Below are 23896 nucleotides of genomic sequence, written 5' to 3' on the forward strand. Positions count from 1 at the left end.
TCGTGGCCGTGCCGCGCCCGGTCTGAGCCGCACGGCGGTGCATTTCTGTACGTACATGCGCACACGTCCTGGCAAGGAGTGTGTAGCAGGGCCGGAGGGACTTGAACCCCCAACCGCTGGTTTTGGAGACCAGTGCTCTACCAATTGAGCTACGACCCTTTGTGCGTTCCCCAACGTACCGCATCCGTCCGGATGCTTGGTGTGCACCGGTTGTGGCACGGCTGTTGAGGGCCAACGACGTAGGAGTGTACGTGCTTCGGGGCGCCCCGTCGAACGTGAAGCGCCCGATGGGGGCCCCGGCGGGGGAAGATCGCCGGGAAACGGCCGGAAGATCACCAGGCCATCGCCCGGATCGGCACGGGTGTTCGCAGGGGAGCCCGTCCTTGTTCAGTCCGTGAAACCCGTGTGCCCGGCGTGTTTCCCGTCTGGAAACATGGGGTCATGAGCCCTGCAACCCCTCCCACCGAACGCCGGGTCTCCGCCCGGGTCGGTGCGATCTCCGAGTCCGCCACCCTCGCCGTGGACGCCAAGGCCAAGGCCCTGAAGGCCGCCGGGCGGCCGGTGATCGGCTTCGGCGCCGGTGAGCCCGACTTCCCGACCCCGGACTACATCGTCGAGGCCGCCGTCGAGGCCTGCAAGAACCCGAAGTACCACCGCTACACGCCGGCCGGCGGCCTGCCCGAGCTGAAGGCCGCGATCGCCGCGAAGACGCTGCGCGATTCGGGCTACGAGGTCGAGGCGTCGCAGATCCTCGTCACCAACGGCGGCAAGCAGGCCATCTACGAGGCCTTCGCCGCGATCCTCGACCCGGGCGACGAGGTCATCGTCCCGGCGCCGTACTGGACGACGTACCCCGAGTCGATCCGGCTGGCCGGCGGTGTGCCCGTGGAGGTCGTCGCCGACGAGACGACCGGCTACCGGGTCAGCGTGGAGCAGCTGGAGGCGGCGCGGACCGAGCGGACCAAGGTCGTCCTTTTCGTCTCGCCCTCCAACCCGACCGGCGCCGTCTACAGCGAGGCCGAGGCGGAGGCGATCGGCCGCTGGGCCGTGGAGCACGGTCTGTGGGTGCTGACCGACGAGATCTACGAGCACCTCGTCTACGGCGACGCGAAGTTCGTCTCGCTGCCGGCGGTCCTGCCCGAGCTGCGCGACAAGTGCATCGTGGTCAACGGTGTCGCCAAGACGTACGCGATGACGGGCTGGCGGGTGGGCTGGATCATCGGCCCGAAGGACGTGGTGAAGGCGGCGACGAACCTCCAGTCGCACGCCACCTCGAACGTCTCGAACGTGGCCCAGGTGGCCGCGCTGGCCGCCGTCTCCGGTGATCTGGAGGCGGTCGCGAAGATGCGGGAGGCCTTCGACCGCCGTCGCCGGACGATCGTGCGCATGCTCAACGAGATCGACGGTGTGCTCTGCCCGGAGCCCGAGGGCGCCTTCTACGCCTACCCGTCGGTGAAGGGGCTGCTCGGCAAGGAGATCCGCGGGAAGCGCCCGCAGGACTCCGTCGAGCTGGCGGCGCTCATCCTGGAGGAGGCGGAGGTCGCGGTCGTCCCGGGCGAGGCCTTCGGCACGCCGGGCTACCTGCGGCTGTCGTACGCGCTCGGCGACGAGGACCTCGTCGAGGGCGTGAGCCGCGTCCAGAAGCTGCTGGCGGAGGCCAGGGACTGACCTGCCCCCTGCAGGATTCCGCGGGCCGTCTCCTCCGGGAGGCGGCCCGTCGCTGTGTGCGAGCAGGTCCACGTTCGGGGAAACGGCTACCCGGACGGCCTCGGCGTACGGCAGGATTCCGGAATGGAGCGTGTACGTGATGTCTCTGAGCTGCCGAAAGCCCATCTGCACCTGCACTTCACCGGGTCCATGCGGCCCGGCACCGTGCTGGAACTCGCCGACAAGTACGGCGTGCGTCTGCCGGAGACGCTGAGCGAGGCCCTGACCAGTGGGGAGCCGCCCCGGTTGCGGGCGACCGACGAACGGGGCTGGTTCCGCTTCCAGCGGCTGTACGACGCGGCCCGCTCCTGCATCAGAGAGCCCGAGGACATCCGGCGGCTGGTGCGCGAGGCCGCCGAGGAGGACGTGAAGGACGGTTCGGGCTGGCTGGAGATCCAGGTGGACCCGACGTCGTACGCGCCGCGGCTGGGCGGCCTGATCCCGACGCTGGAGGTCATCCTGGACGCCGTGGAGTCGGCGTCCCGCGAGACCGGGCTCGGGATGCGGGTGCTGGTGGCGGCGAACCGGATGAAGCATCCGCTGGACGCCCGCACACTGGCCCGGCTGGCGGTGCGGTACGCCGACCGGGGCGTGGTGGGCTTCGGACTGTCGAACGACGAACGCCGGGGCATGGCACGGGACTTCGACCGCGCCTTCGCCATCGCCCGGGAGGGCGGGCTGCTGTCGGCCCCGCACGGCGGCGAGCTGGCCGGGCCCTCCTCGGTGCGGGACTGCCTCGACGACCTGCACGCCACACGGATCGGGCACGGCGTCCGGGCGGCGGACGACCCGCGGCTGATGAGGCGGCTCGCGGAGCGCGGTGTCACCTGCGAGGTCTGCCCCGCCTCGAACGTGGCCCTGGGCGTCTACGACAAGCCGGAGGACGTGCCGTTGCGCACCCTGTACGAGGCCGGGGTGCCGCTGGCCCTGGGAGCCGACGACCCCCTGTTGTTCGGCTCCCGGCTGGCCGACCAGTACGAACTGGCCCGCCGCCACCACGCCTTCACCGACGAGGAGCTGGCCGAACTGGCCCGCCACTCGATCCAGGGTTCGGCGGCCCCGAAGGAGGTGCAGAAGAAGCTGCTGGAGGGGGTGGACGACTGGCTGGCCGCCTGACCTGCGGCCGTCGTCCCGCGGTTCACCGGCCGCTCCGGGGCCGGCTCGGCGCGCTCCGCGCCGGCCCCGGCGGGCGGTGCCGCGCGCCGTGGACGCCCGCGGAGGACCCCTACAGTTCGACCCCCACCATCACCGGCTCGTTCACCAGTGTGACGCCGAACGCCTCCCGCACTCCGGCCACGACCTCCCGGGCCAGTGCGAGCAGGTCCTCCGTGGTGGCCTCGCCGCGGTTGGTGAGGGCGAGGGTGTGCTTGGTGGAGATGCGGGCGGGGCCGCCGCCGTAGCCCTTGGTGAAGCCGGCCCTGTCGATCAGCCAGGCCGCGGAGGTCTTGGTGCGTCCCTCCCCCGCCGGGTAGGCGGGCGGTACGGCGTCCTCGCCGAGCCGCTCCCTCACGCGTGCCCGGAACGCCGCGAAGTCGGCCTCGGTGAGGATCGGGTTGGTGAAGAAGGACCCGGCGGACCAGGTGTCGTGGTCCTCGGCGTCCAGGACCATCCCCTTGCCCGCGCGCAGCTTCAGCACGGTCTCGCGGGCCTGCTCGAGCGGCACCCGGTCGCCGGGCTCCACGCCCAGGGCGCGTGCCGTCTCGGCGTACCTGAGGGGCGCGGACAGGCCGTCGGCGTCCTCCAGGGCGAAGCGGACGCGCAGGACGACGTAGCGCTCGGGGTCGGCCTTGAAGCGGCTGTGCCGGTAGGAGAAGGCGCACTCCTCGTTGCCCAGCGCGACCGTCCCGCCGGTGCGGCGGTCGTAGGCGATCACCTCGGAGATCGTGGCGGAGACCTCCTGGCCGTACGCCCCCACGTTCTGGATCGGGGTCGCGCCGGCCGAGCCGGGGATGCCGGCCAGGCATTCGACGCCGGCCAGTCCGGCTTCGACGGTGCGGGCGACGGCGTCGCTCCACACCTCTCCGGCGGCCAGCTCCAGCGTCGTGCCGGTGAGGTCGAAGCCGCTGGTGGCGATGCGCAGGGCGGTGCCCGCGAAGCCCTTGTCGCCGATGACGAGGTTGGAGCCGCCGCCGACGACGAGCAGCGGCGTGCCGTCGGCGTCGGCCTCGCGCACGGCGGCGACCACCTCGGCGTCGGTCGTCGCGGTCACCAGCCGGGTGGCGGGGCCGCCCAGCCGGAAGGTGGTCAGCGGGGCGAGCGGGGCGTCGTGGAGTTCCAGCACGCGCCCAAGCCTACGAGACGGCACCGACAGCCCCGGCCGCGCACGCACCCGTGGGTGAGGGGCGCCCCCGCGCGGGAGGACGCCCCTCTCACCTCAGCGGTGTCGGCGGGACGGCTCCGGCCCGGAACGGGCGTCGTCCGGGCCGGCCGCGCCCGCATCGGCCGCAGGACCGGGCCGGGTTCAGGCCAGTCGTACGACCGCCCGGGACATCCCCAGCACCTTCTGCCCGCCGCTGGTCGCGGTCAGGTCCACGCGGACGGTGTTGTCGTCGAGCTTGGCGCCGATCTTGCCGGTGACCTCGATGGTCGCGCCGTGTTCGTCGTCGGGGACGACGACGGGCCGGGTGAAGCGGACGCCGTACTCGACGACGGCGCCCGGGTCGCCGGTCCAGTCGGTCACGACCCGGATCGCCTCGGCCATGGTGAACATGCCGTGCGCGATGACGTCCGGCAGGCCCACCTCCTTGGCGAACCTCTCGTTCCAGTGGATCGGGTTGAAGTCCCCGGAGGCACCCGCGTACTGGACGAGGGTGGCCCGGGTCACGCCGAACGACTGCGCCGGCAGCTCGGTGCCGACCTCGACGTCGTCGTAGGAGATCTTCGCGGTCATGTCAGCCCTCTTCCGCCGCACGGGCGACGAGCTTGGTCCAGGCGGTCACGACGTGCTCACCGGCCTCGTCGTGGACCTCGCCCCGGACGTCCACGATGTCGTTGCCCGCCATGGACTTGATCGCCTCGATGGTGGAGGTCACGGTCAGCCGGTCACCGGCCCGCACCGGGCGCCGGTAGGCGAACTTCTGGTCGCCGTGCACCACCCGGCTGTAGTCGAGACCGAGCTGCGGGTCCCGGACGACCTGGCCCGCGGCCTTGAACGTGATGGAGAACACGAAGGTCGGCGGGGCGATCACGTCGGGATGCCCGAGCGCCTTGGCGGCCTCCGGGTCGGTGTGGGCCGGGTTGGTGTCCCCCACGGCCTCCGCGAACTCGCGGATCTTCTCCCGGCCGACCTCATAGGGATCGGTGGGCGGGTAGGTCCGCCCCACGAAGGACTGGTCGAGCGCCATCGGCTCGGCACCTCCTGCTTGCTCTGCGTCGCTCTACTGACCGGTACTGGTCGCTCAACGACGTGAGGCCGCCCCCGATCACTCGGGGACGGCCTCACGTACGAGCCTGAATTATCGCGTTTCGCGGTGCGCGGTGTGCGCGTTGCAACGCGGGCAGTGCTTCTTCATCTCCAGTCGATCCGGGTTGTTACGCCGGTTCTTCTTGGTGATGTAGTTCCGCTCCTTGCACTCCACGCAGGCCAGCGTGATCTTCGGGCGGACGTCGGTGGCAGCCACGTGAGTGCTCCTTGACGAACGGATGGGACATATATACGCAATAAAGAGTAGCCGATCGAAGGACCGACCCCACAATCGGCTACTGTCAGTAGCGGTGACCGGACTTGAACCGGTGACACAGCGATTATGAGCCGCTTGCTCTACCGACTGAGCTACACCGCTTTGATGGGATCAGGTCCCGCCTCACGACGGGAACCTCACCCACCAGAGCCCCAATACGGAATCGAACCGTAGACCTTCTCCTTACCATGGAGACGCTCTACCGACTGAGCTATTGGGGCGAGCGATGAAGACATTACACGGTCCGCAGCCGTTCACCCAAATCCGTTTGCCGGGCCCCACCGGTCCCCGTTCCACCCGGGCGCCACACGGCTCCTGAGCCCCTCCGGCCCACCGGGCCACACCGGTACGACTATTGCGCTCCTCCCCGACAGCGCCGGACGGCCGCCCTAGGCTCGACTCACTCTGCGTGATCTTGCCCGAGCCCCCGGGCAGCGAGCCCCCCACTCTCCGCCGAGCCCTTGGAGCGCGATGCCCGACAGCCAGCCGCAGCCGCCCACGCCGTCCGGGTGGCCGGGTTCCCCGGACGGGCAGCCGGACCCCGGCGCCCTGCTGCTGTGCGGCGCCCGCCTCACGGACGGCCGGACCGTGGACGTGCGGCTGGGCAGCGGGCGCATCGAGGCGGTCGGCACCGCCGGCAGCCTGACGGCAGGCCCCGCTCCCGTCCCCGGCACCCGTGTGGACCTCGCCGGGTACCTCCTCCTGCCCGCCCCCGCCGAACCCCACGCCCACGCCGACACCGCTCTCTCCGCGGACACCGACGGACCCGTCTCGCACGCCGCGGGGGACGTCCGGCGCCGGGCCACCGAGGCCGTCCTGCTGCAACTCGGGCACGGGGCGACGGCGTCCCGCGCGCACGTGCGCGTCGGCGACGTCCAGGGGCTCGGCTCGCTGGCGGCCGTCCTCCAGGCCCGGCGCTCGCTGCGCGGGCTGGCCGAGCTGACGACGGTGGCGATGCCCCGGCTGCTGACCGGGGCGGCGGGCGCGGACGGGCTCGCGATGCTGCGGGACGCCCTGAAGATGGGCGCCTCGGTGGTGGGCGGCTGCCCGGACCTCGACCCCGACCCGACCGGGTACGTGGAGGCGGTCCTGGAGGTCGCCTCCGAACACGGCTGCCCCGTCGACCTGCACACCGACGCCGCCGACCCGGCACGTCTGGCACGCCTGGCCGCGATGGCGGGCGGTCTGCGTCCCGGCGTCACCCTGGGCCCGTGCGCCGCCCTCGCCCGCCTCCCCGCCGAGTCCGCGGCCCGCACCGCCGACCGACTCGCCGCGGCGGGCGTGACGGTGGTGTGCCTCCCCCAGGGCGGCTGCGGCGCCACCGACCGCCGCGAGACGCCCCCGGTACGGCTGCTGCGCGCGGCCGGGGTCCGGGTCGCGGCCGGCAGCGGCACCCTCCGGGACGTCTCCAACCCGGTCGGCCGGGGCGACCCGCTGGAGGCGGCGTACCTCCTGGCCTCCCGCCACGGCCTGCGCCCCGAGGACGCGTACGACGCCGTCAGCACGTCCGCGCGGGCGGCCCTGGGGCTGCCCGAGGTGCGGGTGGAGGCGGGCTTCCCCGCCGACCTGCTGGCCGTCCGCGGCGACCGTCTGGCGGGCGTGCTGTCGCTGGCGTACAGCCGGATCGTGATCCACCGGGGGCGGGTGGTGGCCCGCACCAGCGCGGTGCGCGAGTACTGCGACTCGGCGCCGGCGGAGGAGTCGGGGCTGCCGCGGCAGGGACGGGGCTTGCTGCCGTAGGCCGGGACCGGGGGTGGGGGTGGAAGTGGGGCTTGCCGCCGTGGGCCGGGGGGCGGTGCCGCGGGGTGCGGGGGCCGCGGGACATGGCGGGCCGGGGGTCCGCGGGGAGCCGGAGGCCGCCGGGGTCCGATGCTCGCGGGACACGGCGTGCGGCACCGGTGTCGCGCCGTACGGGCCGGCCGGGCGTACGGTCGAAGACATGCGCATTGTCATCGCCGGAGGTCATGGTCAGATCGCGCTGCGGCTGGAGCGCCTGCTCGCCGCACGCGGAGTCGAGGTCGCGGGCATCGTCCGCAAGGCCGAACAGAGCGACGACCTGCGGGCCGTCGGTGCCGAACCGGTCGTACTGGACCTGGAGTCGGCATCGGAGCAGGAGGTGGCGGACGTCCTGCGGGGCGCGGACGCGGCGGTGTTCGCCGCGGGTGCCGGGCCGGGCAGCGAAACGTCCCGCAAGGAGACCGTCGACAAGGGCGCGGCGGTCCTGTTCGCGGACGCGGCGGTCCGCGCGGGCGTACGCCGCTTCCTCGTCGTGTCCTCCTACGGCGCCGACCCCGGCCGCCGGGGTGACGAGGTCTTCGACGTCTACCTGCGCGCCAAGGGCGAGGCCGACGCCCACGTCCAGGGGCTGGACGGTCTCGACTGGACGATCCTGCGCCCCGGTTCGCTCACGGACGACCCGGGCAAGGGCGTCGTCCGGCTGGAGGCACGGACCGGCCGCGGGGCGATCCCTCGCGACGACGTGGCCGCCGTCCTCGCGGAACTGCTGGAGACCCCGGCGACGGCCGGCCTGACCCTGGAACTGATCTCCGGGTCGACGCCCGTGCCGGTGGCCGTGAGGTCGGTCGCGGGCAACTGAGCGCGCTTTGGGGCGCGTTCAGAACAGGGGCAGCTGGCCGGGGATGTCGGACACCACGTAACCGTCCAAGGAAGGCTGGGCGGCGCCCAGTTGTGCCGAGCTGCGCGAGCCGGGGCAGGACGTCAGCCGGCCGTTCTCGCGCGTGCCGGGCGGGTCGTGCCGGGCGAACCGTCCGGCGACGACGGCGATCTCCCGACGGCATTCGGGGCAGGTTCTGCGACGGCTGGACATGCGCTCAGTCTGCCCCAGTGCGCCACGCGGGTCGCGTACGGCGACGGACGCCCCGTTCGCCGCGCGCGACCGCCGTCCTCTCCCTAGCATCGCTACATATGGCACATACCTTCGAGGAACTCGTGGCGAAACAGCGTGCGGCCGACGAGGCGCACGCCAGGGTCCTGCATCTGCGGGACACCTACGGCGCGCCCACGACGGCCCCCTGGTCCCAGGCCCAGACCGACACCTATGAGACCGCCTTGCGCGCTTGGCGCGACCTCGACCGCGACACCCAGGCCGCGCTGGCGGAGTACGCCAAGGACGAGAACAGACCCCGCAACGACGTCGAAACGGACGTGCGGAAGGCGGCGAAGGCCCGGGAACGGGGGGAGGCGTCGGAGCCGTCGCCCGGGCCGACACCGGGGTCGGGGCCGGGATCGGAGCCGGCGCCCGGGCTCGACTCGTCGGTGGAGCCGCCCTCCGGCGGCCGATGAGTCGGGCGGCGCCCCGCCGCCGCCCGACCGGATCCGAGAAACCGGACCGGAGAAAACGGCCGAAAACGAAGCAGACCCCCTCCGCGCTGCGTTTCCGCAGTTCGGAGGGGGTCTTACTCAGCGTGGCGGCGCCAGGATTCGAACCTGGGAAGGCTGAGCCGGCAGATTTACAGTCTGCTCCCTTTGGCCGCTCGGGCACACCGCCGGGTTTGCCGCCGTTCGAACCGCTTTTCGGCGGTGCTCTTCGGCAACGACGTAAACGATACCCGATGGGTAGGGGTGCTCCGCCACCTGGATTCCTCCCCGCCACGACCGGGCCGGGTGGCTAGGCTTGTCCGGATGCGGCCCGCGTCCCACGCCGGGCTCGACGGCAGCCCCACACACGCCGACACGCATCCGATACGCACCCCGATACCAAGGAGCCACAGGACATGGCCGACTCCAGTTTCGACATCGTCTCGAAGGTCGAGCGGCAGGAGGTCGACAACGCCCTCAACCAGGCCGCCAAGGAGATCTCCCAGCGCTACGACTTCAAGGGCGTCGGCGCCTCGATCTCATGGTCCGGAGAAAAGATCCTCATGGAGGCGAACTCCGAGGACCGGGTGAACGCCGTCCTCGACGTCTTCCAGTCGAAGCTGATCAAGCGCGGGATCTCGCTGAAGGCTCTGGAGGCGGGCGAGCCCCAGCTCTCCGGCAAGGAGTACAAGCTCTTCGCGGAGATCAAGGAGGGCATCTCCCAGGACAACGCGAAGAAGGTCGCCAAGCTCATCCGCGACGAGGGCCCCAAGGGCGTCAAGGCCCAGGTCCAGGGTGAAGAACTGCGCGTCAGCTCCAAGAGCCGTGACGACCTCCAGGCCGTCATCTCCCTGCTGAAGGGTCAGGACTTCGACTTCGCGCTGCAGTTCGTGAACTACCGGTAGGTCCTGCCTCTCCAGGATCTGGCAGCGGGACGGAAGGGCAGGCGTCGCGGCAGCAGTCGCGCTGCCCGTCCGTCCCGGCGGACGGGCAGGCGGACGGACGGACGGGCCGGAGAGAGTGGAGCCGACGCCGGAACGGCGGGTTCTCAGTCCCGGGAGTTGCCGAACAGGATGCGGTAGACGATCAGGAGCACCAGCGACCCGCCGATCGCCGCCGCCCAGGTGGCACCGTCGTAGAAGTCCTTGGTGACGGGGTGGTCCAGCCAGCGGGCCGATATCCAACCGCCGATGAACGCGCCCGCCACGCCGATGACGGTGGTGCCGATGAGACCGCCCGGGTCCCGGCCCGGCAGCAGTACCTTGGCGATGACTCCGGCCAACAGCCCCAGAATGATCCAGCTGATGATGCTCATGTCCTGACCCTGCCCTTCCGCGCTGTGCCCGCACCGTCCCGGTGCTGTGATCTCGCTCCGGTCAGGCTGCGCGTCCGCACGCGTCCACGACCCGTTCGTTCCGTGTCGCCGGGGACGACGTCCTGGCGACACCCGGTGGTTCCCCTGCTCAGTAGGGTGCGGCCCATGACACAGTCCGGATCGGCCGCCGAACTGCGGCGCACCCTGGGCGTCGGGGACGCCGTGGTCGTCGGGCTCGGCTCGATGATCGGCGCCGGCATCTTCGCCGCCCTCGCGCCCGCCGCCCGCGCCGCCGGCTCGGGGCTGCTGCTCGGACTCGCGCTCGCCGCCGTGATCGCCTACTGCAACGCCACGTCGTCGGCCCGTCTGGCCGCGCTGTACCCGGCCTCGGGCGGCACCTATGTGTACGGGCGCGAACGGCTCGGTCCTTTCTGGGGTTATCTCGCGGGCTGGTCCTTCGTGGTCGGCAAGACGGCCTCCTGCGCGGCGATGGCGCTGACGGTCGGGGCGTACGTCTGGCCGGGGCAGGCGCACGCGGTGGCGGTCGCGGCCGTGGTGGTCCTGACCGCGGTGAACTACGGCGGCGTCCACAAGTCGGCCCGGCTGACACGGCTGATCGTGGCGGTGGTCCTGGCGGTCCTCGCTTCCGTGGTCGTCGTGTGCGCGGGCTCCGGGCAGTCCGACGCCGGGCGGCTGGACATCGGGACGTCCGAAGGGCTCAGTGGGGTGCTGGAGGCCGCCGGCCTGCTGTTCTTCGCCTTCGCGGGGTACGCGCGCATCGCGACCCTCGGCGAGGAGGTGCGGGATCCGGCAAGGACCATTCCCCGCGCGATTCCGCTCGCGCTCGGCATCGCGCTGGCCGTGTACGTCTGTGTGGCGGTCTCCGTCCTTTCCGTGCTGGGGTCGGGGGGTCTCGGGCGGGCTGCCGCGCCGCTGGTGGACGCGGTGCGCGCCGCGGGTGTGCCGGAGCTGGTGCCGGTGGTCCGGGTGGGGGCCGCCGTGGCCGCGCTGGGTTCGCTGCTGGCCCTGATCCTGGGTGTCTCACGGACCACGCTGGCCATGGCCCGGGACCGTCATCTGCCCGGCGTGCTGTCGGCCGTGCATCCGCGCTTCCAGGTGCCGCACCGGGCCGAGCTGGCCGTGGGCGCGGTGGTCGCCGTCCTCGCCGCCACGGTGGACGTGCGCGGCGCGATCGGTTTCTCCTCCTTCGGTGTGCTGGCGTACTACGCGGTGGCCAACGCGTCGGCGTGGACCCTGGATTCGGCTCCCCTGAGGCGGGCGCTGCCGGCGGTGGGCCTCCTCGGCTGCCTGGTCCTGGCCTTCGCGCTGCCGGGAACCTCGGTGGTCGTGGGGGTGGGGGTGCTGGCGCTGGGCGTGGCCGTGTACGGAGTGCGGGCGCGGGTGGGTGCGGGGAGAGGGCGGGGGTAGGCGGGCCGGGACGCCGGCGGGTGGGATGCCGGCGTGGCGGAGGTGGGCGTGGCTGGGTGGCGTCCTCCACGACACCGCCCGTGGCGCCGGGGCGTCACCGGGCCCGGCCCGCAGGAAACCGCGCCCGCTACGCGGTCGGGGTGTGCCGTCCGGGTATGCGGGACGCACCGTGCGGTCGGGCGTGGGCCCGGGCTCCTGCGGGTGGTTTTCCCGTCTGCTCGTTCTGCGTCATGCGTCCATGGTGCGGGCTGCTCCTGACAGCCGGGGCGGCCTGTGGAAAAGCAGTGGGCTGTGGACGACCGCGCTCCGACCGCCGTGGTGGGCAGGCGGCGATCAGCGTGCGGCGAACGGCTGGTCCGTGGGCACGATCTCGCGGCCCAGCGGGAGCAGCGAGACCGGGATCAGCTTGAAGTTGGCGATGCCGAACGGGATGCCGATGATCGTGATGCACAGGGCGATGCCGGTGACGATGTGGGCGAGGGCCAGCCACCAGCCGGCGAGGACCAGCCAGAGGACGTTCCCGAGACAGGACGGGGCTCCCGCGTCGCGGCGCTCGACCGTCGTGTACCCGAAGGGCCACAGGGCGTAGACGCCGATGCGGAAGGCCGCGACGCCGAAGGGGATGCCGATGATGGTGACGCACAGCAGCAGGCCTGCGAACACGTAACCGAGGAACAGCCAGAAGCCGCTGAGGATGAGCCATATGACGTTCAGGATGGTCTTCACTGGTGTCCTGCCATCTTCTCGAGACGGGCGATGCGCTCCGCCATCGGCGGGTGCGTCGAAAACATCTTGGAGAGGCCCTGGCCCGGGCGGAACGGGTTCGCGATCATCATGTGGCTCGCGGTCTCGATACGGGGCTCGGGGGGCAGCGGGAGCTGCTTGGTGCCCAGTTCGAGCTTGCGCAGGGCGCCGGCGAGGGCCAGGGGGTCGCCGGTGAGCTGGGCGCCGGAGGCGTCTGCCTCGTACTCGCGGGAGCGGCTGATGGCCAGTTGGATGAGGCTGGCGGCGAGCGGGCCGAGGATCATGATCAGCAGCATGCCGAGGATGCCGGGGCCGTCGTCGTCGTTGGAGCGCCCCACCGGGATCAGCCAGGCGAAGTTGACCAGGAACATGATCACTGAGGCGAGGGCGCCGGCCACCGAGGAGATGAGGATGTCGCGGTTGTAGACGTGGCTCAGCTCGTGGCCGATGACACCGCGCAGTTCGCGCTCGTCGAGGAGGCGCAGGATGCCCTCCGTGCAACACACGGCGGCATTGCGCGGGTTGCGGCCGGTGGCGAAGGCGTTGGGGGCCTCGGTCGGGGAGATGTAGAGGCGGGGCATGGGCTGGCGGGCCTGGGTGGAGAGCTCGCGGACCATGCGGTAGAGGCCGGGGGCCTCGAACTCGCTCACGGGGCGGGCGCGCATGGCACGCAGGGCCAGCTTGTCGCTGTTCCAGTACGCGTACGCGTTGGTGCCGAGGGCGATCAGGACCGCGACGACGAGTCCCGCACGGCCGAAGAAGCTGCCGATGACGATGATGAGTGCCGACAGTCCCCCGAGGAGTACTGCGGTCCTGAGCCCGTTGTGCCGGCGGTGCACGGTACGCCCTCCAAATCGTGCGGCAGGGAACCCTTCGCTTGCGGATCTTGCCTTCTGATCTGCGGTTCCGCTGGTGTCGTGGTGCCACGTCCAGTGGAACCTCCCGTTTTGGACAACGCCAGACGACGGCCCCGGGTTCCCTTGTGCTCCCGGCGGCGGGCGTGGGCCGTCCGGGTGACGGCTCAGAAGAGGGTGGTGCCGGCGAAGCTCAGGACGAGTTGCGGGGCGCCGGAGAGGGCGACGCCGAGGACCGCGGTGAGGGCGATCGCGGCGGTGAGGGGGGCGGGGACGGGGTGCTCGCCGGTTTCGCCCTCGGGGGCGCGGAAGAGGAGCGCCGTCCACCGGAGGTAGTAGTACAGGGCGATCACGACGTTGGCGGCCATGACGACGGCGAGCCAGCCGAGGCCGGCGTCGACGGCGGCCGAGAAGACGGTGACCTTGGCGAAGAGCCCGATGATGCCGGGCGGCAGCCCGGCGAGGCAGAGCAGGAAGAAGGCCAGGACGAGCGCGGAGAGCGGGTTCCTCGCGTACAGGCCCTGGTAGTCCGTGACGCGGTTCGCGGCGTGCGTACGGCCGACCAGGGCCGCGACGGCGAAGGCTCCCAGGTTCACGGCGGCATACATGAGGGCGTAGGCGACGGTGGAGCCGACGGCGTGCTCGGGGTCGTCGGAGTACGCGGCGGCGGCGATCGGGACGAGGAGGTAGCCGGCCTGTCCGACGGAGGACCAGGCGAGCAGACGTACGGCGCTGTACGCGCGCGTGGCCTGCTGGCGGAGGGCTCCGACGTTGCCGACGGTCATGGTGAGGGCGGCCAGTGCCGCCAGCGCGGGTCCCCAGACGTCGGCGTACGACGGGAAGGCGACGACCGTGACGAGGATGAGGCCGGAGAAGCCCACGGCCTTGCCGACGACCGACAGGTAGGCGGCGATGGGGAGGGGCGCGCCGACGTAGGTGTCGGGGACCCAGAAGTGGAAGGGGACGGCGGCCGTCTTGAAGGCGAAGCCGATGAGGGTGAGGACGACGCCGGTCTGGGCGAGGGTGTGCAGTTGTCCGTCGACGTCCTGGAGGCGGTCGGCCACCTGGGTGAGGTACAGGGTGCCGGTCGTGGCGTAGACGAAGCTGATGCCCAGGAGGCTGACGGCGGTCGCGGTGACGGACGACAGGAAGAACTTCAGGGCCGCCTCCGAGGAGCGGCGGTCGCCGTGCCGGATGCCGACGAGGGCGAAGGCGGGCAGGGAGGCGACCTCGAGCGCGACGACGAGGGTGGCGAGGTCTCGGGAGGCGGGCAGCAGGGCCGCGCCCGCGGCGGAGGACAGCAGCAGGAACCAGAACTCGCCCTCGGGGAGCCGTCCGCGCTCGTCCTTCAGGGCGGTGACCGACAGGAGGGCGGCCAGCAGCGCTCCGCCCAGCACCAGGAACTGGATGGCGAGGGTGAAGTGGTCGGCCGTGTAGCTGCACACGCGGGTGTCGCCGGTCAGGCAGAAGGTGGAGCGGTCGCCGTCCAGGAGCGGGAGCAGGAGGGCGGTGGCGGCGGCGAGGCCCGCGACGGAGAGCAGGCCGAGGAGCGGCTTGCGCTTGTCGGGCACGAACAGGTCGGCGACGAGGACGACGAGTGCGACGACCGCCGTGAGGGTGGGCGGGGCGATGGCGAGCCAGTCGACGGACTGGACGAGCGAGGGGGCGGCGGCGAGGTGGCTCATCGGTTGCCTCCTGCGAGGAGCTGCTGCACGGCCGGGTCGGTCAGGCCGAGGAGTGCCTTGGGCCAGAGGCCGGCGACGACGGTGAGGACGACGAGCGGTGTCCAGGCCGCGAACTCGTAGGCACGGACGTCGGTGAGGCGCGGGGCGTCCTGCGGGACGGCGCCCATGCAGACGCGGCGGACCACGACGAGGAGGTAGGCCGCGGTCAGGAGCGTTCCGAAGGCGGCGATCGCGGTGAAGGCGAGGAAGGCGGGGCGGCTGAGGTCGTCGGCGGGGTCGAAGGCGCCGAACAGGGCCAGCATCTCGCCCCAGAACCCGGCCAGGCCGGGCAGGCCGAGGGAGGCGACCGCGGCGAAGGCGAGGAGGCCGCCGAGGCGGGGGGCCCTGCCGTAGAGGGCGGCACCGGTCTCCTGCGCGAGGGTGTCCAGGTCGGTGGTGCCGGTGCGGTCCTTCAGGGCACCGACCAGGAAGAACAGCAGGCCGGTGATGAGTCCGTGGGCGATGTTGGCGAAGAGGGCGCCGTTGACTCCGGTCGGGGTCGTGGAGGCGATGCCGAGCAGGACGAAGCCCATGTGTCCGACGGAGGAGTAGGCGATCAGGCGCTTGAGGTCGCCCTTGGCGCCCTCTTTGGCGAGGGCGAGGCAGGCCAGGGAGCCGTAGACGATGCCGACGACGGCGAGGGCGGCGAGGCAGGGCGCGAAGGTGTGGAAGCCGTCGGGCGCGACCGGGAGGACGATCCGGACGAACCCGTACGTACCCATCTTCAGCAGGACGCCGGCGAGGAGGACCGAACCGACGGTCGGGGCGGCGGTGTGGGCGTCCGGCAGCCAGCTGTGCAGGGGCCACATCGGGGTCTTCACCGCGAGTCCGATCCCGATCGCCAGAACGGCGATGACCTGCACGGATGTGGTCAGGGACCGGCCATTGTCAGTGGCGAGTGCCACCATGTCGAAGGTGCCGGCCCTGATTCCGATCAGGAGCAGGCCGAGCAGCATGAGGACGGATCCGAGCAGCGTGTACAGGATGAACTTCCAGGCCGCCCGGGTCCGGTCCCCTCCGCCCCAGCGGGCGATGAGGAAGTACATCGGGATCAGGACCGTCTCGAAGGCGAGGAAGAACAGCAGCAGGTCGAGGACGGCGAAGGTGGCGAGGGTGCCGGCCTCGAGGAGGAGCAGGAGCGCGACGAAGGCCTTCGGGCTCGGGCCCGCGGGCGGGTTGAAGTACGAGTAGAGCGCGCACAGGAAGGTCAGCAGCGCGGTCAGGACCAGAAGGGGGAGGGAGATGCCGTCGATGCCGAGGTGGATGCGCACGTCGAGCGCGGGGATCCAGCTGATGTCCGTCGTGGCCTGCATCTTCGACGGCTGGTCGTGGTCGAAGCCGAGCGCGAGGACGATCGTGGCGACGAGGATCGCACCGGTGACGGTGACACCGTGCCGCAGGACGGCCTGCTCGGGCGACTTCCCCTTCAGCCCCGGCGGGGCGGGCAGGAGAGCGGTGACCGCGCCGAGGAGCGGGCCGGCCACGATCAATGCCAGAAGGAACTGCATCAGGGACTCACTGATATCGATCACGCCTGCTCACGCTCCCGTGGCGACGAGGACGGCGGCGACCACCAGGACGACGGTGCCGGCGAGCAGCGCGCTCACATAGGTCTGGACGTTGCCGGTCTGGGCGCGCCGTACGGCGGCGCCGAGCCAGCGGGGCAGGGTGCCCGCGCCGCGTACGTAGGTGTCGACGACCTCGCGGTCGAGGAACCGGACGAGGCTCGCCGCGGCCTGCACGGGGCGGACGAACACGGTGGTGCAGACGGCGTCCAGGTGGAAGCCGGCGGCCGCGTGACGGTGCAGGGGACCGAGCAGGAGCCGTCCGGGGTCTGCCGGGTCGGGTGCGGAGGCCACGTCTCCGTAGGCGGGTGTGTGGGTCGCGATGGCCTCGGCCTCGACGAGTGCGGCGTCGCCCTCGGGGTGGGCGGCGACGGCGCCGAGCGGGAAGCGGGCCGCGAGGGCGGTGGTGTGCCGCCAGGCGGTGTGGACGGCCAGGCCGCCGACGAGGGCCAGGCCGGTGCCGAGGACGGAGGTCGTGAGGGTCGGGGCGAGGTCACGGCCGTCGAACCAGTCGGGCAGCGAGCGGTAGGCGAGCCCGCCGAGGGCGAGGGACGGGACCGTGAGCACCCACAGCACCACGGTCATCGTCAGCGGCTGGCGGCCGTGGTCGGGGGCCTCGGCGCCGTGGCCCCGGAAGGCCAGCAGCCACAGCCGGGCCGCGTAGGCGGCGGTGAGAACCGCGGTGAGCAGGCCGGCGACGAGGACGATCCAGCCGGCCGCGGCGGGGGCGTGCCCGGTGTGGCCGGTCGAGACGTGCTCGGCGGCGCCGAGGACGGTCTCCTTGGAGAAGAAGCCGCTGAAGGGCGGGATCGCGGCGAGCGCGAGGAGGGCCACGGTGATCGTCCAGAAGGCGTCCGGGACGCGGTCGCGCAGGCCGCTCGTGCGGGACATGGCGGCCAGCGAGTTGGTGCCGGCCGCGTGGATGATCACGCCGGCCGCGAGGAACAGCAGGGCCTTGAAGGCGCCGTGGGAGAGGAGGTGGAAGACGGCGGCACCGCGGTCGCCGACGGCGAGGGCGCCGGTCATGTAGCCGAGTTGGCCGATCGTCGAGTAGGCGAGGACCCGTTTGATGTCGTCCTGGGCGAGCGCGGCGAGGCCCGAGCCGGCCATGGTGACGGCGGCCATGACGGCGAGGACGACCATCGCGGCCCGGGAGGCCTCGAACACCGGGAGGAGACGGGCGACGAAGTAGACACCGGCGGCGACCATGGTCGCGGCGTGGATGAGCGCGGAGACGGGTGTCGGGCCGGCCATCGCGTCCGGGAGCCAGGTGTGCAGCGGGAACTGCGCCGACTTGCCGGCCACGCCGGCCAGGAGCAGCAGGGCGATGGGCGTGGGGTGGTCGAGTCCGCCGCGGGCGACCGTGGCGAGGACCTCGGTGATCCGGAAGGAGCCGGCGTCGGTGGCGAGGGCGAACAGACCGATGAGGAAGGGGACGTCGCCGAGCTTGGTGACGAGGAAGGCCTTGATGGATGCGGCGCGGGCCTCCGGGGTCTCCCAGTAGTGGCCGACCAGGAAGTAGGAGCAGATGCCCATCACCTCCCAGCCGACCAGCAGCACGATCAGGTCGCCCGAGTAGACGACGAGGAACATCGCGGAGGTGAACAGGGAGACGAGGGCGGCGTACGAGGGGTAGCGCGGGTCGTCGCGCAGGTAGCCCGTCGAGTAGATCTGCACGCAGGTGGCGACGAGGCCGACCAGGGTGGCGACGAGGGCGGCGAAGCCGTCGACGTACAGGGCGAGTTCGATCGGGACGGAGCCGGTGGGCGTCAGCTCGGTGGCGGCGTCGACGGCCGCGTTCCCGCCCTGGCGTACCGCGACGGTCGCGGCCAGGACGAGGGAGGCGAGGGTCGGCAGGACGGCGAGCGGGCGCACGAAGCCGGGGGCGGTGCGGCCGAGGAGCAGGCCGGCGACGGCGCCGAGGAACGGCAGGAGGGGGACGAGGACGGCGAGGGTGGTCGTGGTCACGCGGTGGCCTCAGCCTTCTCGGCCGTGGGTGCGGTGCCGTCGTCCGCGGGGGGCCGGCCGCCCCCGGCGCCGTCGTGGCCCTCGGCGGTGTCGCGGAGCCTGTCGATGTCCGCGGTGCCGTGGTTGCGGTGGACGGCGAGGACGATGGCCAGGCCGATGCCGATCTCGGCGGCGGCGATGGCGATGGTGAACAGGGTCAGGGCCTGACCGGAGTGCAGGGTCTCCTCGGCGGTCCGGCTGAGCCAGACGTCGAAGGCGACGAGGTTCAGGTTGACGGCGTTGAGCATCAACTCGACCGACATCAGGACCAGGATCGCGTTGCGGCGTGCGAGGACGCCGTACAGGCCGGTGCAGAAGAGGAGGGCGGAGAGGACGGCGGGATAGGCGAGGTGCATCAGTGGGCGCCTTCCTGCTCGGCCGGATTTTTCCGGGCATCCGGGACGGACCGGGAACTCTTGCCGGTGTCCCGGGAGTTCAGAGGGGGAGAGCTCGACTCCGCCTTCGCCTTGCGGGACAGGACGATCGCGCCGACCAGGGCCGCGAGGAGCAGGACGGAGAGGGCCTCGAAGGGCAGGACCCAGTTCTGGAAGAGGCTCGCGCCGGTGACCTCGGTGGAGCCGGCGGCCGGGCCGTCGAGGTCGATCCAGGTGGTGCGGAAGGCGTCGACGACGACCCAGACGAGGGCGGCCGCGGCGGCGACGGCGACCGTGAGGGCGGCCCAGCGGTTGCCGGAGTCCGCGTCCGGGGAGCGGCCGATGGGCGCTCTGGTGAGCATCAGACCGAAGAGGAGGAGGACGACGACGGAACCCACGTAGATCAGTACCTGCACCCAGGCGATGAACTCCGCGGTGAGCAGGAGGTACTCGACGGCCAGTCCGCCGAGGGCCACCACCAGCCAGAGGGCGGCGTGCACCAGCTGTTTGGTGGTGACGGTGACGAGGGCGGCGCCGAAGGTCACCAGGCCGACGAGGACGAAGGCGATCTCCACGCCGGTCGGGGAGAGGAAGCCGTGGGGTGCCTGAGCGAGGGTCACGCCTCGCCTCCCTGGGGGTTGTCCGGTGTGGGCGGAGTGGCCCGGCCCGCCTGGGTGTCCCGCGGTGTCGGGGGCGTGCGCGTCTCCGCCTCGGTCCCCGTCTCCGGGGCGGTCCGGGCGGCGGCCAGCTTCTCGGCCGTCTTGCGGGCGGCGGCGATCTCCTTCGGTTCCTCCGCGCCGGGGTCGAGGGCGGGCGGGGCCGGCACGGTCCACATCCACTCGCGGAGTTTGTCCCGCTCGTGGGTGAGTTCGCGGATGTCGGTCTCGGCGTACTCGAACTCCGGGGACCAGAACAGCGCGTCGAAAGGACAGACCTCGATGCAGATGCCGCAGTACATGCACAGGGAGAAGTCGATGGCGAAGCGGTCGAGGACGTTGCGGCTGCGTTCGCGGCCGCCGGGGGTCGCCGCCGGGACCGTCTCCTTGTGGGAGTCGATGTAGATGCACCAGTCCGGGCACTCGCGGGCGCACAGCATGCAGACCGTGCAGTTCTCCTCGAACAGACCGATCACCCCGCGGGTGCGGGGCGGGAGGTCGGGCTGGACGTCCGGGTACTGCTCGGTGACGGTCTTCCGCGTCATCGTGCGCAGGGTGACGGCCAGGCCTTTGGCGAGGCCGGATCCGGGGATCGAGAGACGGGGCCGCGCGGAGGGCGTCGTCGAGGAGTGGTGGTCGGGTGACGGGCGGGACACTAGGAGATCACCACCTTGACGACGCCGGTGAGGGCGATCTGGGCGAGGGAGAGGGGGACGAGGAGGGTCCAGGACAGCTTCTGGAGCTGGTCCTCGCGCAAGCGGGGGTAGGTGACGCGCAGCCAGATCACGACGAAGGCGAGGACGGCGGACTTCAGCAGGGTCCAGACCCAGCCGAGGCCGTCGGCGCCCCAGGGGCCGTGCCAGCCACCCAGGAAGAGGACGGTGGTCAGACCGCACAGGACGACGATCCCGGCGTACTCGGCGAGGAGGAACAGGGCGAAGCGGAGGCCGGTGTACTCGGTGTAGGCGCCGAAGATGATCTCCGAGTCGGCGACGGGCATGTCGAACGGGGGGCGCTGCAGCTCGGCGAGACCGGCGACGAAGAAGACGATCGCGCCGACGATCTGCCAGGGCAGCCACCACCACTCGAAGGCGTCGACGATCCCGGGGAGGGACACCGTGCCGGCCGCCATGGCGACGGAGGCGGCGGTGAGCAGCATCGGAAGTTCGTAGGCGAGGAGCTGGGCGGCGGTGCGCAGGCCGCCGAGGAGGGAGAACTTGTTGGCGCTGGCCCAGCCGGCCATGAGCGAGCCGAGGACACCGACGCCCATGACGGCCAGGACGAAGAAGACGCCGGCGTCGACCACCTCGCCGACGGCGCCCTCGCCGGGGCCGACGGGGATGGCGAGGAGCACCAGGAGGTACGGGAGCAGGGCCACGGCGGGGGCCAGCTGGAAGATACGGCGGTCCGCGCCCGCGGGGACGATGTCCTCCTTCTGCGCGAACTTCACGCCGTCCGCGATGAGCTGGGCCCAGCCGTGGAAGCCACCGGCGTACATCGGGCCGAGGCGGCCCTGCATGTGGGCCATCACCTTGTGCTCGGCCTGACCGACGATCAGGGGGAAGGTGAGGAAGACGACGAAGACGATCAGGAGCCGCAGGGCGACGTCGAGAGCGTCGTTCACTGCGGGCCTCCCTGGGGATTCGTGGGGGTGTCGTTGCCGGGGCGGTCGGTGTCGGAGTGGTCGGTGTGGGGGCGGTCGACCCCGGAGTGGTCGTCCCCGGGTGCGGCGTCCGGGTCGTCCGGGTGATCCGTGTCGGGGTCGGGGTCGGGATGCTCCGGGTCCGGTTGCCGGTCGTCGAACGCGGGGCGGGCGTGGTGCCAGGGAGCGTCGGCGCTGCGGGGAGCCTGTGCGCGGCGGGACGCCCCGCCGCCGGTGACCGGCCGGCGGACGGTGGAACCTTCGGAAGCGGCCGACGAGGCGGGTGGGCCGGAGCGGTCGGACGGGCCGGAGCGGTCGAAGGAGTCGGACGGGTCGGACGACGCCGCATCGCGTGGAGCCGCGGGAGGTTCGGGCGCCGAGGGAGCCAGGGCCTCCAGGGCCGAGGGCTCCGGGGCCGAGGGCTCCAGGGCCGAGGCTTCCGGGGCCGGGGACTTGTCGTGCGGAGGCGTCTCCTCCGGAGACAAGTGCCCCGTCCGCTGGGAGGCCGACCCTCCGCTCGCGCTTCGGGAACGGCGGGGGCCGGATCCGGAGGTGCTCCGGGGAGGAACCGGAGCCGGAGCGCCTCCGGTTCCGGCCGCCGACGGGGTCCCCGGTCCGGCGATGGGCCGGGTCGGGGTCCGGTCGGAGGACTGGCTGACCGAGCCCTCGGCGGCCGTCCGCGCTCGTCGTGCGGGGCGTGCGGGCGCGGGGGGCGGCACTTCCGTGGCCGCGGCGGGCGGTGCCTTCTCGGCCTCGGACGCGGCAGGCCGGTCTGCCGCCGGGCTCGCCTCTTCGCCCGCCGGGCGGCCCGTTTCCAGGCCGGCTTCCCGACCGGTTTCCCGCGCTGCCGTCCGGCCGGCCGGTCGCTCCGTCACCCGGCCGACCGACTGTTCTGCCGCCTGGCCGGTTGTCTGGCCGGTTGTCTGACCGGTCGGCTGCTCCGTCTTCTGGCTGGCCGAGCCCTCGGACGCCGTTCGTGCTCGCCGGACCGGGCGGTCGCCCGCCGGGCGGGCCGGGCGGTCGCCGGGGGCCGTGCGGGGTGCTCGGACGGGGCGGGCGGGGGCCGCGGGGAGCCGGCCCTTCAGGGGGCCCCACTCATTGGGGTCGGGGACTCCCGGGGGGAGCATCTGGCGGCGCTTGGGGCCGCCGTGCTCGGACTCGCCGGGTTCCTTCGCGCCCGGCCAGGCCTTGGCGACGCGGGCGGCGAGGACGAAGTCCTTGCGGAGGGGGTGGCCCTCGAAGTTCTCGGGGAGGAGGAGGTGGTCCAGGGCGGGATGGTCGTCGAAGACGACGCCGAACATCTCGTGGGTCTCGCGCTCGTGCCAGGCCGCGCCCGCGTAGACGTCCACGGCGGAGGCGAGCGCCGGCGCCTCGTGGGGGACCGTCGTACGCAGCAGCAGCCGGCGGACCGGCCCCAGGGCGACGACGTGGGCCGAGACGCGGAAGCCGGTGCCCGGTTCGTCGACCGCGCTGAGCCAGTCGAAGTAGGTGCAGGACAGCCGGTCGCGGGCCGCGAGCAGTGCCGCGGTCCAGGACTGCGGCGGTACGTCGACCGTCAGGAGGTCGTACGACTCCTCGGCGGTGGCCTCCGGGCCGAAGAGTTCCTCGGCGGGGGCGGGGAGCCAGCCGACGGTGGTCATCGGGCGTCCCCCTCAGCGTCTCCGGCCGCGCCTCTCTCCACGGCCGGCGGCCGGACGAGCCCGCTCTGGAGGGCCGCCGCCGAGGGACGGTCGGTGGCGGTGGCGTAGCGCTCCCCCAGCGACTCGCGGGCGATCTTCTCCTGGAGCTTGAGGATGCCCTGGAGCAGCGCCTCGGGGCGTGGCGGGCAGCCGGGGACGTACACGTCGACGGGGATGATCTGGTCGACGCCCTTGGTGACGGAGTAGGAGTCCCAGTAGGGGCCGCCGCAGTTGCTGCACGCGCCGAAGGAGATGACGTACTTCGGCTCGGGCATCTGTTCGTAGAGGCGCTTGACGGCCGGGGCCATCTTGTCCGTGACCGTGCCGGAGACGACCATCAGGTCGGCCTGGCGCGGGCCGGGCGCGAAGGGGATGACGCCCAGGCGGATGAAGTCGTGGCGGGCCATGGAGGCGGCGATGAACTCGATCGCGCAGCAGGCGAGGCCGAAGTTGAAGACCCAGAGCGAGTAGCGGCGGCCCCAGTTCAGGACGACCTTCATCGGCTCCGGGGCGAGACGGGCGAGGACGCCGAGCCTCCCCCGCTCCCGGCTCTGCTCCGGACCCGGCTCCCGGCCCTGCTCGGTCGGGGGGATCCGCACCGGGTCGGGAAGCGGCACCGGCTCGGGAGTCGCCGTCGGCTCGGGGGTGGGCGGGTTCACGTCCATGTCAGGACGCCCTTCTTGTAGGCGTACAGCAGGCCCACGGCCAGGAAGCCGAGGAAGACGAACATCTCCACGAGCGTGGCCGCGCCGTAGCCGGGGGCGGCGAAGACCGTCGCCCAGGGGAACAGGAAGATCGAGTCGACGGCGAAGACGACGTAGAGGAAGGCGTAGACGTAGTAGCGGACCTGGGTGTGGGCCCAGCCCTCGCCGACGGGGTCGACGCCGCACTCGTACGTCAGGAGTTTCTCGGGGGTGGGGACCACGGGGCGCAGCAGACGGCCCGCGCCGAACGCGACCGCGACGAAGAGCACGCCGATGACGGCGAGGAGTCCGACGACCGCGTAGGAGTCGAAGTAGTCCGACGCCACGACGACCGTGGGTTCTCCCAGCGCTGCTTGCGACGACTGCGGCACGGTCCGTCCCTCGCTCCCCGACCCGACCTCGGCCTGTTCGACGATCTGTACGCACGGGAGTCTAGGGCCTGATAAAGACACGGTAAGCAGGCCGTCACAGCCGGGGCCAGGGGGGTGGGGTTTTCCCC

25 protein-coding genes and 4 tRNA genes are annotated in these 23896 nt (G+C 72.2%); 7 read left to right on the forward strand and 22 right to left on the reverse strand.

All coding sequences use genetic code 11. The annotated features are described in order from the left end of the window. Nucleotides 1-86: 86 nt before the first annotated feature. Nucleotides 87-159: transfer RNA gene (locus ACZ5FU_RS04775), tRNA-Trp, on the reverse strand. A gap of 282 nt (nucleotides 160-441) precedes the next feature. Here ACZ5FU_RS04775 and ACZ5FU_RS04780 point away from each other — a divergent pair. Together ACZ5FU_RS04780 and ACZ5FU_RS04785 are read left to right on the forward strand one after the other, a co-directional pair. Beyond that, nucleotides 442-1668 carry a pyridoxal phosphate-dependent aminotransferase gene (locus tag ACZ5FU_RS04780; RefSeq protein WP_451527011.1) on the forward strand — a complete coding sequence of 409 codons (1227 nt, stop codon included), beginning with the start codon at nucleotides 442-444 and terminating at the stop codon, nucleotides 1666-1668. Nucleotides 1669-1791: 123 nt separating this feature from the next. Next, on the forward strand, nucleotides 1792-2823 hold the full coding sequence (locus tag ACZ5FU_RS04785; RefSeq protein ID WP_451527012.1) for an adenosine deaminase: 1032 nt from the start codon (nucleotides 1792-1794) through the stop codon (nucleotides 2821-2823). Nucleotides 2824-2932: 109 nt separating this feature from the next. Here ACZ5FU_RS04785 and ACZ5FU_RS04790 read toward each other — a convergent pair whose 3' ends face one another. From ACZ5FU_RS04790 to ACZ5FU_RS04815, 6 genes are all read right to left on the reverse strand, one after another. Beyond that, on the reverse strand, nucleotides 2933-3988 hold the full coding sequence (locus ACZ5FU_RS04790) for a UDP-N-acetylmuramate dehydrogenase (protein ID WP_451527013.1): 1056 nt from the start codon (nucleotides 3986-3988) through the stop codon (nucleotides 2933-2935). A 180-nt stretch (nucleotides 3989-4168) separates the two neighbouring features. Further along, complete coding sequence (locus ACZ5FU_RS04795) at nucleotides 4169-4597, reverse strand: MaoC family dehydratase (protein WP_451527014.1); 429 nt, start codon at nucleotides 4595-4597, stop codon at nucleotides 4169-4171. Nucleotide 4598: 1 nt separating this feature from the next. Beyond that, a complete protein-coding gene (locus ACZ5FU_RS04800; RefSeq protein ID WP_451527015.1) occupies nucleotides 4599-5051 on the reverse strand; it encodes an FAS1-like dehydratase domain-containing protein in 453 nt (150 codons plus the stop codon). A gap of 111 nt (nucleotides 5052-5162) precedes the next feature. Beyond that, on the reverse strand, nucleotides 5163-5327 hold the full coding sequence (gene rpmG / locus ACZ5FU_RS04805) for a 50S ribosomal protein L33 (protein WP_003948671.1): 165 nt from the start codon (nucleotides 5325-5327) through the stop codon (nucleotides 5163-5165). Nucleotides 5328-5416: 89 nt separating this feature from the next. Further along, nucleotides 5417-5489 (reverse strand) — tRNA-Met (locus ACZ5FU_RS04810). Nucleotides 5490-5535: 46 nt separating this feature from the next. Next, a tRNA-Thr gene (locus ACZ5FU_RS04815) sits at nucleotides 5536-5608 on the reverse strand. A gap of 250 nt (nucleotides 5609-5858) precedes the next feature. On the opposite strand from ACZ5FU_RS04815, the gene ACZ5FU_RS04820 reads away from it, so the two are divergent. Beyond that, entirely contained in the window at nucleotides 5859-7127 is a 1269-nt protein-coding gene (locus tag ACZ5FU_RS04820) for an amidohydrolase family protein (RefSeq protein WP_451527016.1), read from the forward strand. A gap of 199 nt (nucleotides 7128-7326) precedes the next feature. Then, nucleotides 7327-7983 (forward strand): SDR family oxidoreductase, encoded by a 657-nt coding sequence (locus ACZ5FU_RS04825; RefSeq protein ID WP_451527017.1) that lies wholly within the window; start codon nucleotides 7327-7329, stop codon nucleotides 7981-7983. Nucleotides 7984-8001: 18 nt separating this feature from the next. On the opposite strand, the gene ACZ5FU_RS04830 is transcribed toward ACZ5FU_RS04825, so the two are convergent. Then, nucleotides 8002-8214 carry a hypothetical protein gene (locus ACZ5FU_RS04830; RefSeq protein ID WP_451527018.1) on the reverse strand — a complete coding sequence of 71 codons (213 nt, stop codon included), beginning with the start codon at nucleotides 8212-8214 and terminating at the stop codon, nucleotides 8002-8004. Nucleotides 8215-8312: 98 nt separating this feature from the next. On the opposite strand from ACZ5FU_RS04830, the gene ACZ5FU_RS04835 reads away from it, so the two are divergent. After that, nucleotides 8313-8690 (forward strand): hypothetical protein, encoded by a 378-nt coding sequence (locus tag ACZ5FU_RS04835; protein WP_468833688.1) that lies wholly within the window; start codon nucleotides 8313-8315, stop codon nucleotides 8688-8690. A gap of 123 nt (nucleotides 8691-8813) precedes the next feature. Here the strand turns inward: ACZ5FU_RS04835 and ACZ5FU_RS04840 are convergent. After that, nucleotides 8814-8895 (reverse strand) — tRNA-Tyr (locus tag ACZ5FU_RS04840). 226 nt (nucleotides 8896-9121) lie between these two features. On the opposite strand from ACZ5FU_RS04840, the gene ACZ5FU_RS04845 reads away from it, so the two are divergent. Further along, nucleotides 9122-9610 carry a YajQ family cyclic di-GMP-binding protein gene (locus ACZ5FU_RS04845; RefSeq protein ID WP_451527020.1) on the forward strand — a complete coding sequence of 163 codons (489 nt, stop codon included), beginning with the start codon at nucleotides 9122-9124 and terminating at the stop codon, nucleotides 9608-9610. Nucleotides 9611-9753: 143 nt separating this feature from the next. Here the strand turns inward: ACZ5FU_RS04845 and ACZ5FU_RS04850 are convergent, their stop codons facing one another. Beyond that, nucleotides 9754-10020: a GlsB/YeaQ/YmgE family stress response membrane protein gene (locus ACZ5FU_RS04850; protein WP_451527021.1), complete on the reverse strand. Its 267-nt coding sequence runs from the start codon at nucleotides 10018-10020 to the stop codon at nucleotides 9754-9756. 165 nt (nucleotides 10021-10185) lie between these two features. Here ACZ5FU_RS04850 and ACZ5FU_RS04855 point away from each other — a divergent pair, with 165 nt between their 5' ends. Continuing rightward, nucleotides 10186-11448, forward strand: a complete 1263-nt coding sequence (locus ACZ5FU_RS04855) for an APC family permease (protein WP_451777715.1) — start codon at nucleotides 10186-10188, stop codon at nucleotides 11446-11448. A gap of 333 nt (nucleotides 11449-11781) precedes the next feature. Here the strand turns inward: ACZ5FU_RS04855 and ACZ5FU_RS04860 are convergent, their stop codons facing one another. From ACZ5FU_RS04860 to ACZ5FU_RS04915, 12 genes are all read right to left on the reverse strand, one after another. Further along, nucleotides 11782-12174: a YccF domain-containing protein gene (locus ACZ5FU_RS04860; RefSeq protein ID WP_451527023.1), complete on the reverse strand. Its 393-nt coding sequence runs from the start codon at nucleotides 12172-12174 to the stop codon at nucleotides 11782-11784. Beyond that, a complete protein-coding gene (gene htpX, locus ACZ5FU_RS04865) occupies nucleotides 12171-13031 on the reverse strand; it encodes a zinc metalloprotease HtpX (RefSeq protein ID WP_398097314.1) in 861 nt (286 codons plus the stop codon). Before htpX ends, ACZ5FU_RS04860 begins: the two co-directional genes overlap by 4 nt. A gap of 182 nt (nucleotides 13032-13213) precedes the next feature. Then, on the reverse strand, nucleotides 13214-14731 hold the full coding sequence (locus ACZ5FU_RS04870) for an NADH-quinone oxidoreductase subunit N (protein ID WP_451777712.1): 1518 nt from the start codon (nucleotides 14729-14731) through the stop codon (nucleotides 13214-13216). Continuing rightward, nucleotides 14728-16302 carry a complex I subunit 4 family protein gene (locus tag ACZ5FU_RS04875; RefSeq protein ID WP_451777709.1) on the reverse strand — a complete coding sequence of 525 codons (1575 nt, stop codon included), beginning with the start codon at nucleotides 16300-16302 and terminating at the stop codon, nucleotides 14728-14730. The genes ACZ5FU_RS04870 and ACZ5FU_RS04875 overlap by 4 nt, the downstream gene beginning before the upstream one ends. A 6-nt stretch (nucleotides 16303-16308) precedes the next feature. Then, a complete protein-coding gene (locus tag ACZ5FU_RS04880; protein ID WP_468833693.1) occupies nucleotides 16309-18303 on the reverse strand; it encodes an NADH-quinone oxidoreductase subunit 5 family protein in 1995 nt (664 codons plus the stop codon). After that, on the reverse strand, nucleotides 18300-18698 hold the full coding sequence (gene nuoK / locus ACZ5FU_RS04885) for an NADH-quinone oxidoreductase subunit NuoK (protein WP_451527027.1): 399 nt from the start codon (nucleotides 18696-18698) through the stop codon (nucleotides 18300-18302). Before nuoK ends, ACZ5FU_RS04880 begins: the two co-directional genes overlap by 4 nt. Beyond that, nucleotides 18698-19336 carry an NADH-quinone oxidoreductase subunit J family protein gene (locus tag ACZ5FU_RS04890; protein ID WP_451527028.1) on the reverse strand — a complete coding sequence of 213 codons (639 nt, stop codon included), beginning with the start codon at nucleotides 19334-19336 and terminating at the stop codon, nucleotides 18698-18700. The genes nuoK and ACZ5FU_RS04890 overlap by 1 nt, the downstream gene beginning before the upstream one ends. Then, nucleotides 19333-19917: a 4Fe-4S binding protein gene (locus tag ACZ5FU_RS04895; RefSeq protein ID WP_451527080.1), complete on the reverse strand. Its 585-nt coding sequence runs from the start codon at nucleotides 19915-19917 to the stop codon at nucleotides 19333-19335. The genes ACZ5FU_RS04890 and ACZ5FU_RS04895 overlap by 4 nt, the downstream gene beginning before the upstream one ends. Before the next feature lie 110 nt (nucleotides 19918-20027). Continuing rightward, nucleotides 20028-20996, reverse strand: coding sequence for a complex I subunit 1/NuoH family protein (locus ACZ5FU_RS04900; protein ID WP_451527029.1), 969 nt, complete (start codon nucleotides 20994-20996; stop codon nucleotides 20028-20030). After that, complete coding sequence (locus tag ACZ5FU_RS04905) at nucleotides 20993-22654, reverse strand: NADH-quinone oxidoreductase subunit C (RefSeq protein WP_468833695.1); 1662 nt, start codon at nucleotides 22652-22654, stop codon at nucleotides 20993-20995. The genes ACZ5FU_RS04900 and ACZ5FU_RS04905 overlap by 4 nt, the downstream gene beginning before the upstream one ends. Further along, entirely contained in the window at nucleotides 22651-23358 is a 708-nt protein-coding gene (locus ACZ5FU_RS04910; protein ID WP_468833697.1) for an NADH-quinone oxidoreductase subunit B, read from the reverse strand. Before ACZ5FU_RS04910 ends, ACZ5FU_RS04905 begins: the two co-directional genes overlap by 4 nt. Beyond that, nucleotides 23349-23744, reverse strand: coding sequence for an NADH-quinone oxidoreductase subunit A (locus ACZ5FU_RS04915; RefSeq protein ID WP_451527081.1), 396 nt, complete (start codon nucleotides 23742-23744; stop codon nucleotides 23349-23351). The genes ACZ5FU_RS04910 and ACZ5FU_RS04915 overlap by 10 nt, the downstream gene beginning before the upstream one ends. Nucleotides 23745-23896 lie beyond the last annotated feature (152 nt).

The sequence above is a fragment of the Streptomyces sp. NPDC031554 genome (assembly GCF_055580685.1).

Coding starts and splice junctions, on each gene's coding strand:
- ACZ5FU_RS04850 (WP_451527021.1), bottom strand. CDS start 10,020: ATGAGCATCATCAGCTGGATCATTCTGGGGCTGTTGGCCGGAGTCATC.
- ACZ5FU_RS04780 (WP_451527011.1), top strand. CDS start 442: ATGAGCCCTGCAACCCCTCCCACCGAACGCCGGGTCTCCGCCCGGGTC.
- ACZ5FU_RS04870 (WP_451777712.1), bottom strand. CDS start 14,731: ATGAGCCACCTCGCCGCCGCCCCCTCGCTCGTCCAGTCCGTCGACTGG.
- ACZ5FU_RS04830 (WP_451527018.1), bottom strand. CDS start 8,214: ATGTCCAGCCGTCGCAGAACCTGCCCCGAATGCCGTCGGGAGATCGCC.
- ACZ5FU_RS04895 (WP_451527080.1), bottom strand. CDS start 19,917: ATGACGCGGAAGACCGTCACCGAGCAGTACCCGGACGTCCAGCCCGAC.
- ACZ5FU_RS04835 (WP_468833688.1), top strand. CDS start 8,313: ATGGCACATACCTTCGAGGAACTCGTGGCGAAACAGCGTGCGGCCGAC.
- ACZ5FU_RS04855 (WP_451777715.1), top strand. CDS start 10,186: ATGACACAGTCCGGATCGGCCGCCGAACTGCGGCGCACCCTGGGCGTC.
- ACZ5FU_RS04785 (WP_451527012.1), top strand. CDS start 1,792: ATGGAGCGTGTACGTGATGTCTCTGAGCTGCCGAAAGCCCATCTGCAC.
- ACZ5FU_RS04800 (WP_451527015.1), bottom strand. CDS start 5,051: ATGGCGCTCGACCAGTCCTTCGTGGGGCGGACCTACCCGCCCACCGAT.
- ACZ5FU_RS04845 (WP_451527020.1), top strand. CDS start 9,122: ATGGCCGACTCCAGTTTCGACATCGTCTCGAAGGTCGAGCGGCAGGAG.
- ACZ5FU_RS04910 (WP_468833697.1), bottom strand. CDS start 23,358: ATGGACGTGAACCCGCCCACCCCCGAGCCGACGGCGACTCCCGAGCCG.
- nuoK (WP_451527027.1), bottom strand. CDS start 18,698: ATGCACCTCGCCTATCCCGCCGTCCTCTCCGCCCTCCTCTTCTGCACC.
- ACZ5FU_RS04825 (WP_451527017.1), top strand. CDS start 7,327: ATGCGCATTGTCATCGCCGGAGGTCATGGTCAGATCGCGCTGCGGCTG.
- ACZ5FU_RS04820 (WP_451527016.1), top strand. CDS start 5,859: ATGCCCGACAGCCAGCCGCAGCCGCCCACGCCGTCCGGGTGGCCGGGT.
- ACZ5FU_RS04795 (WP_451527014.1), bottom strand. CDS start 4,597: ATGACCGCGAAGATCTCCTACGACGACGTCGAGGTCGGCACCGAGCTG.
- ACZ5FU_RS04905 (WP_468833695.1), bottom strand. CDS start 22,654: ATGACCACCGTCGGCTGGCTCCCCGCCCCCGCCGAGGAACTCTTCGGC.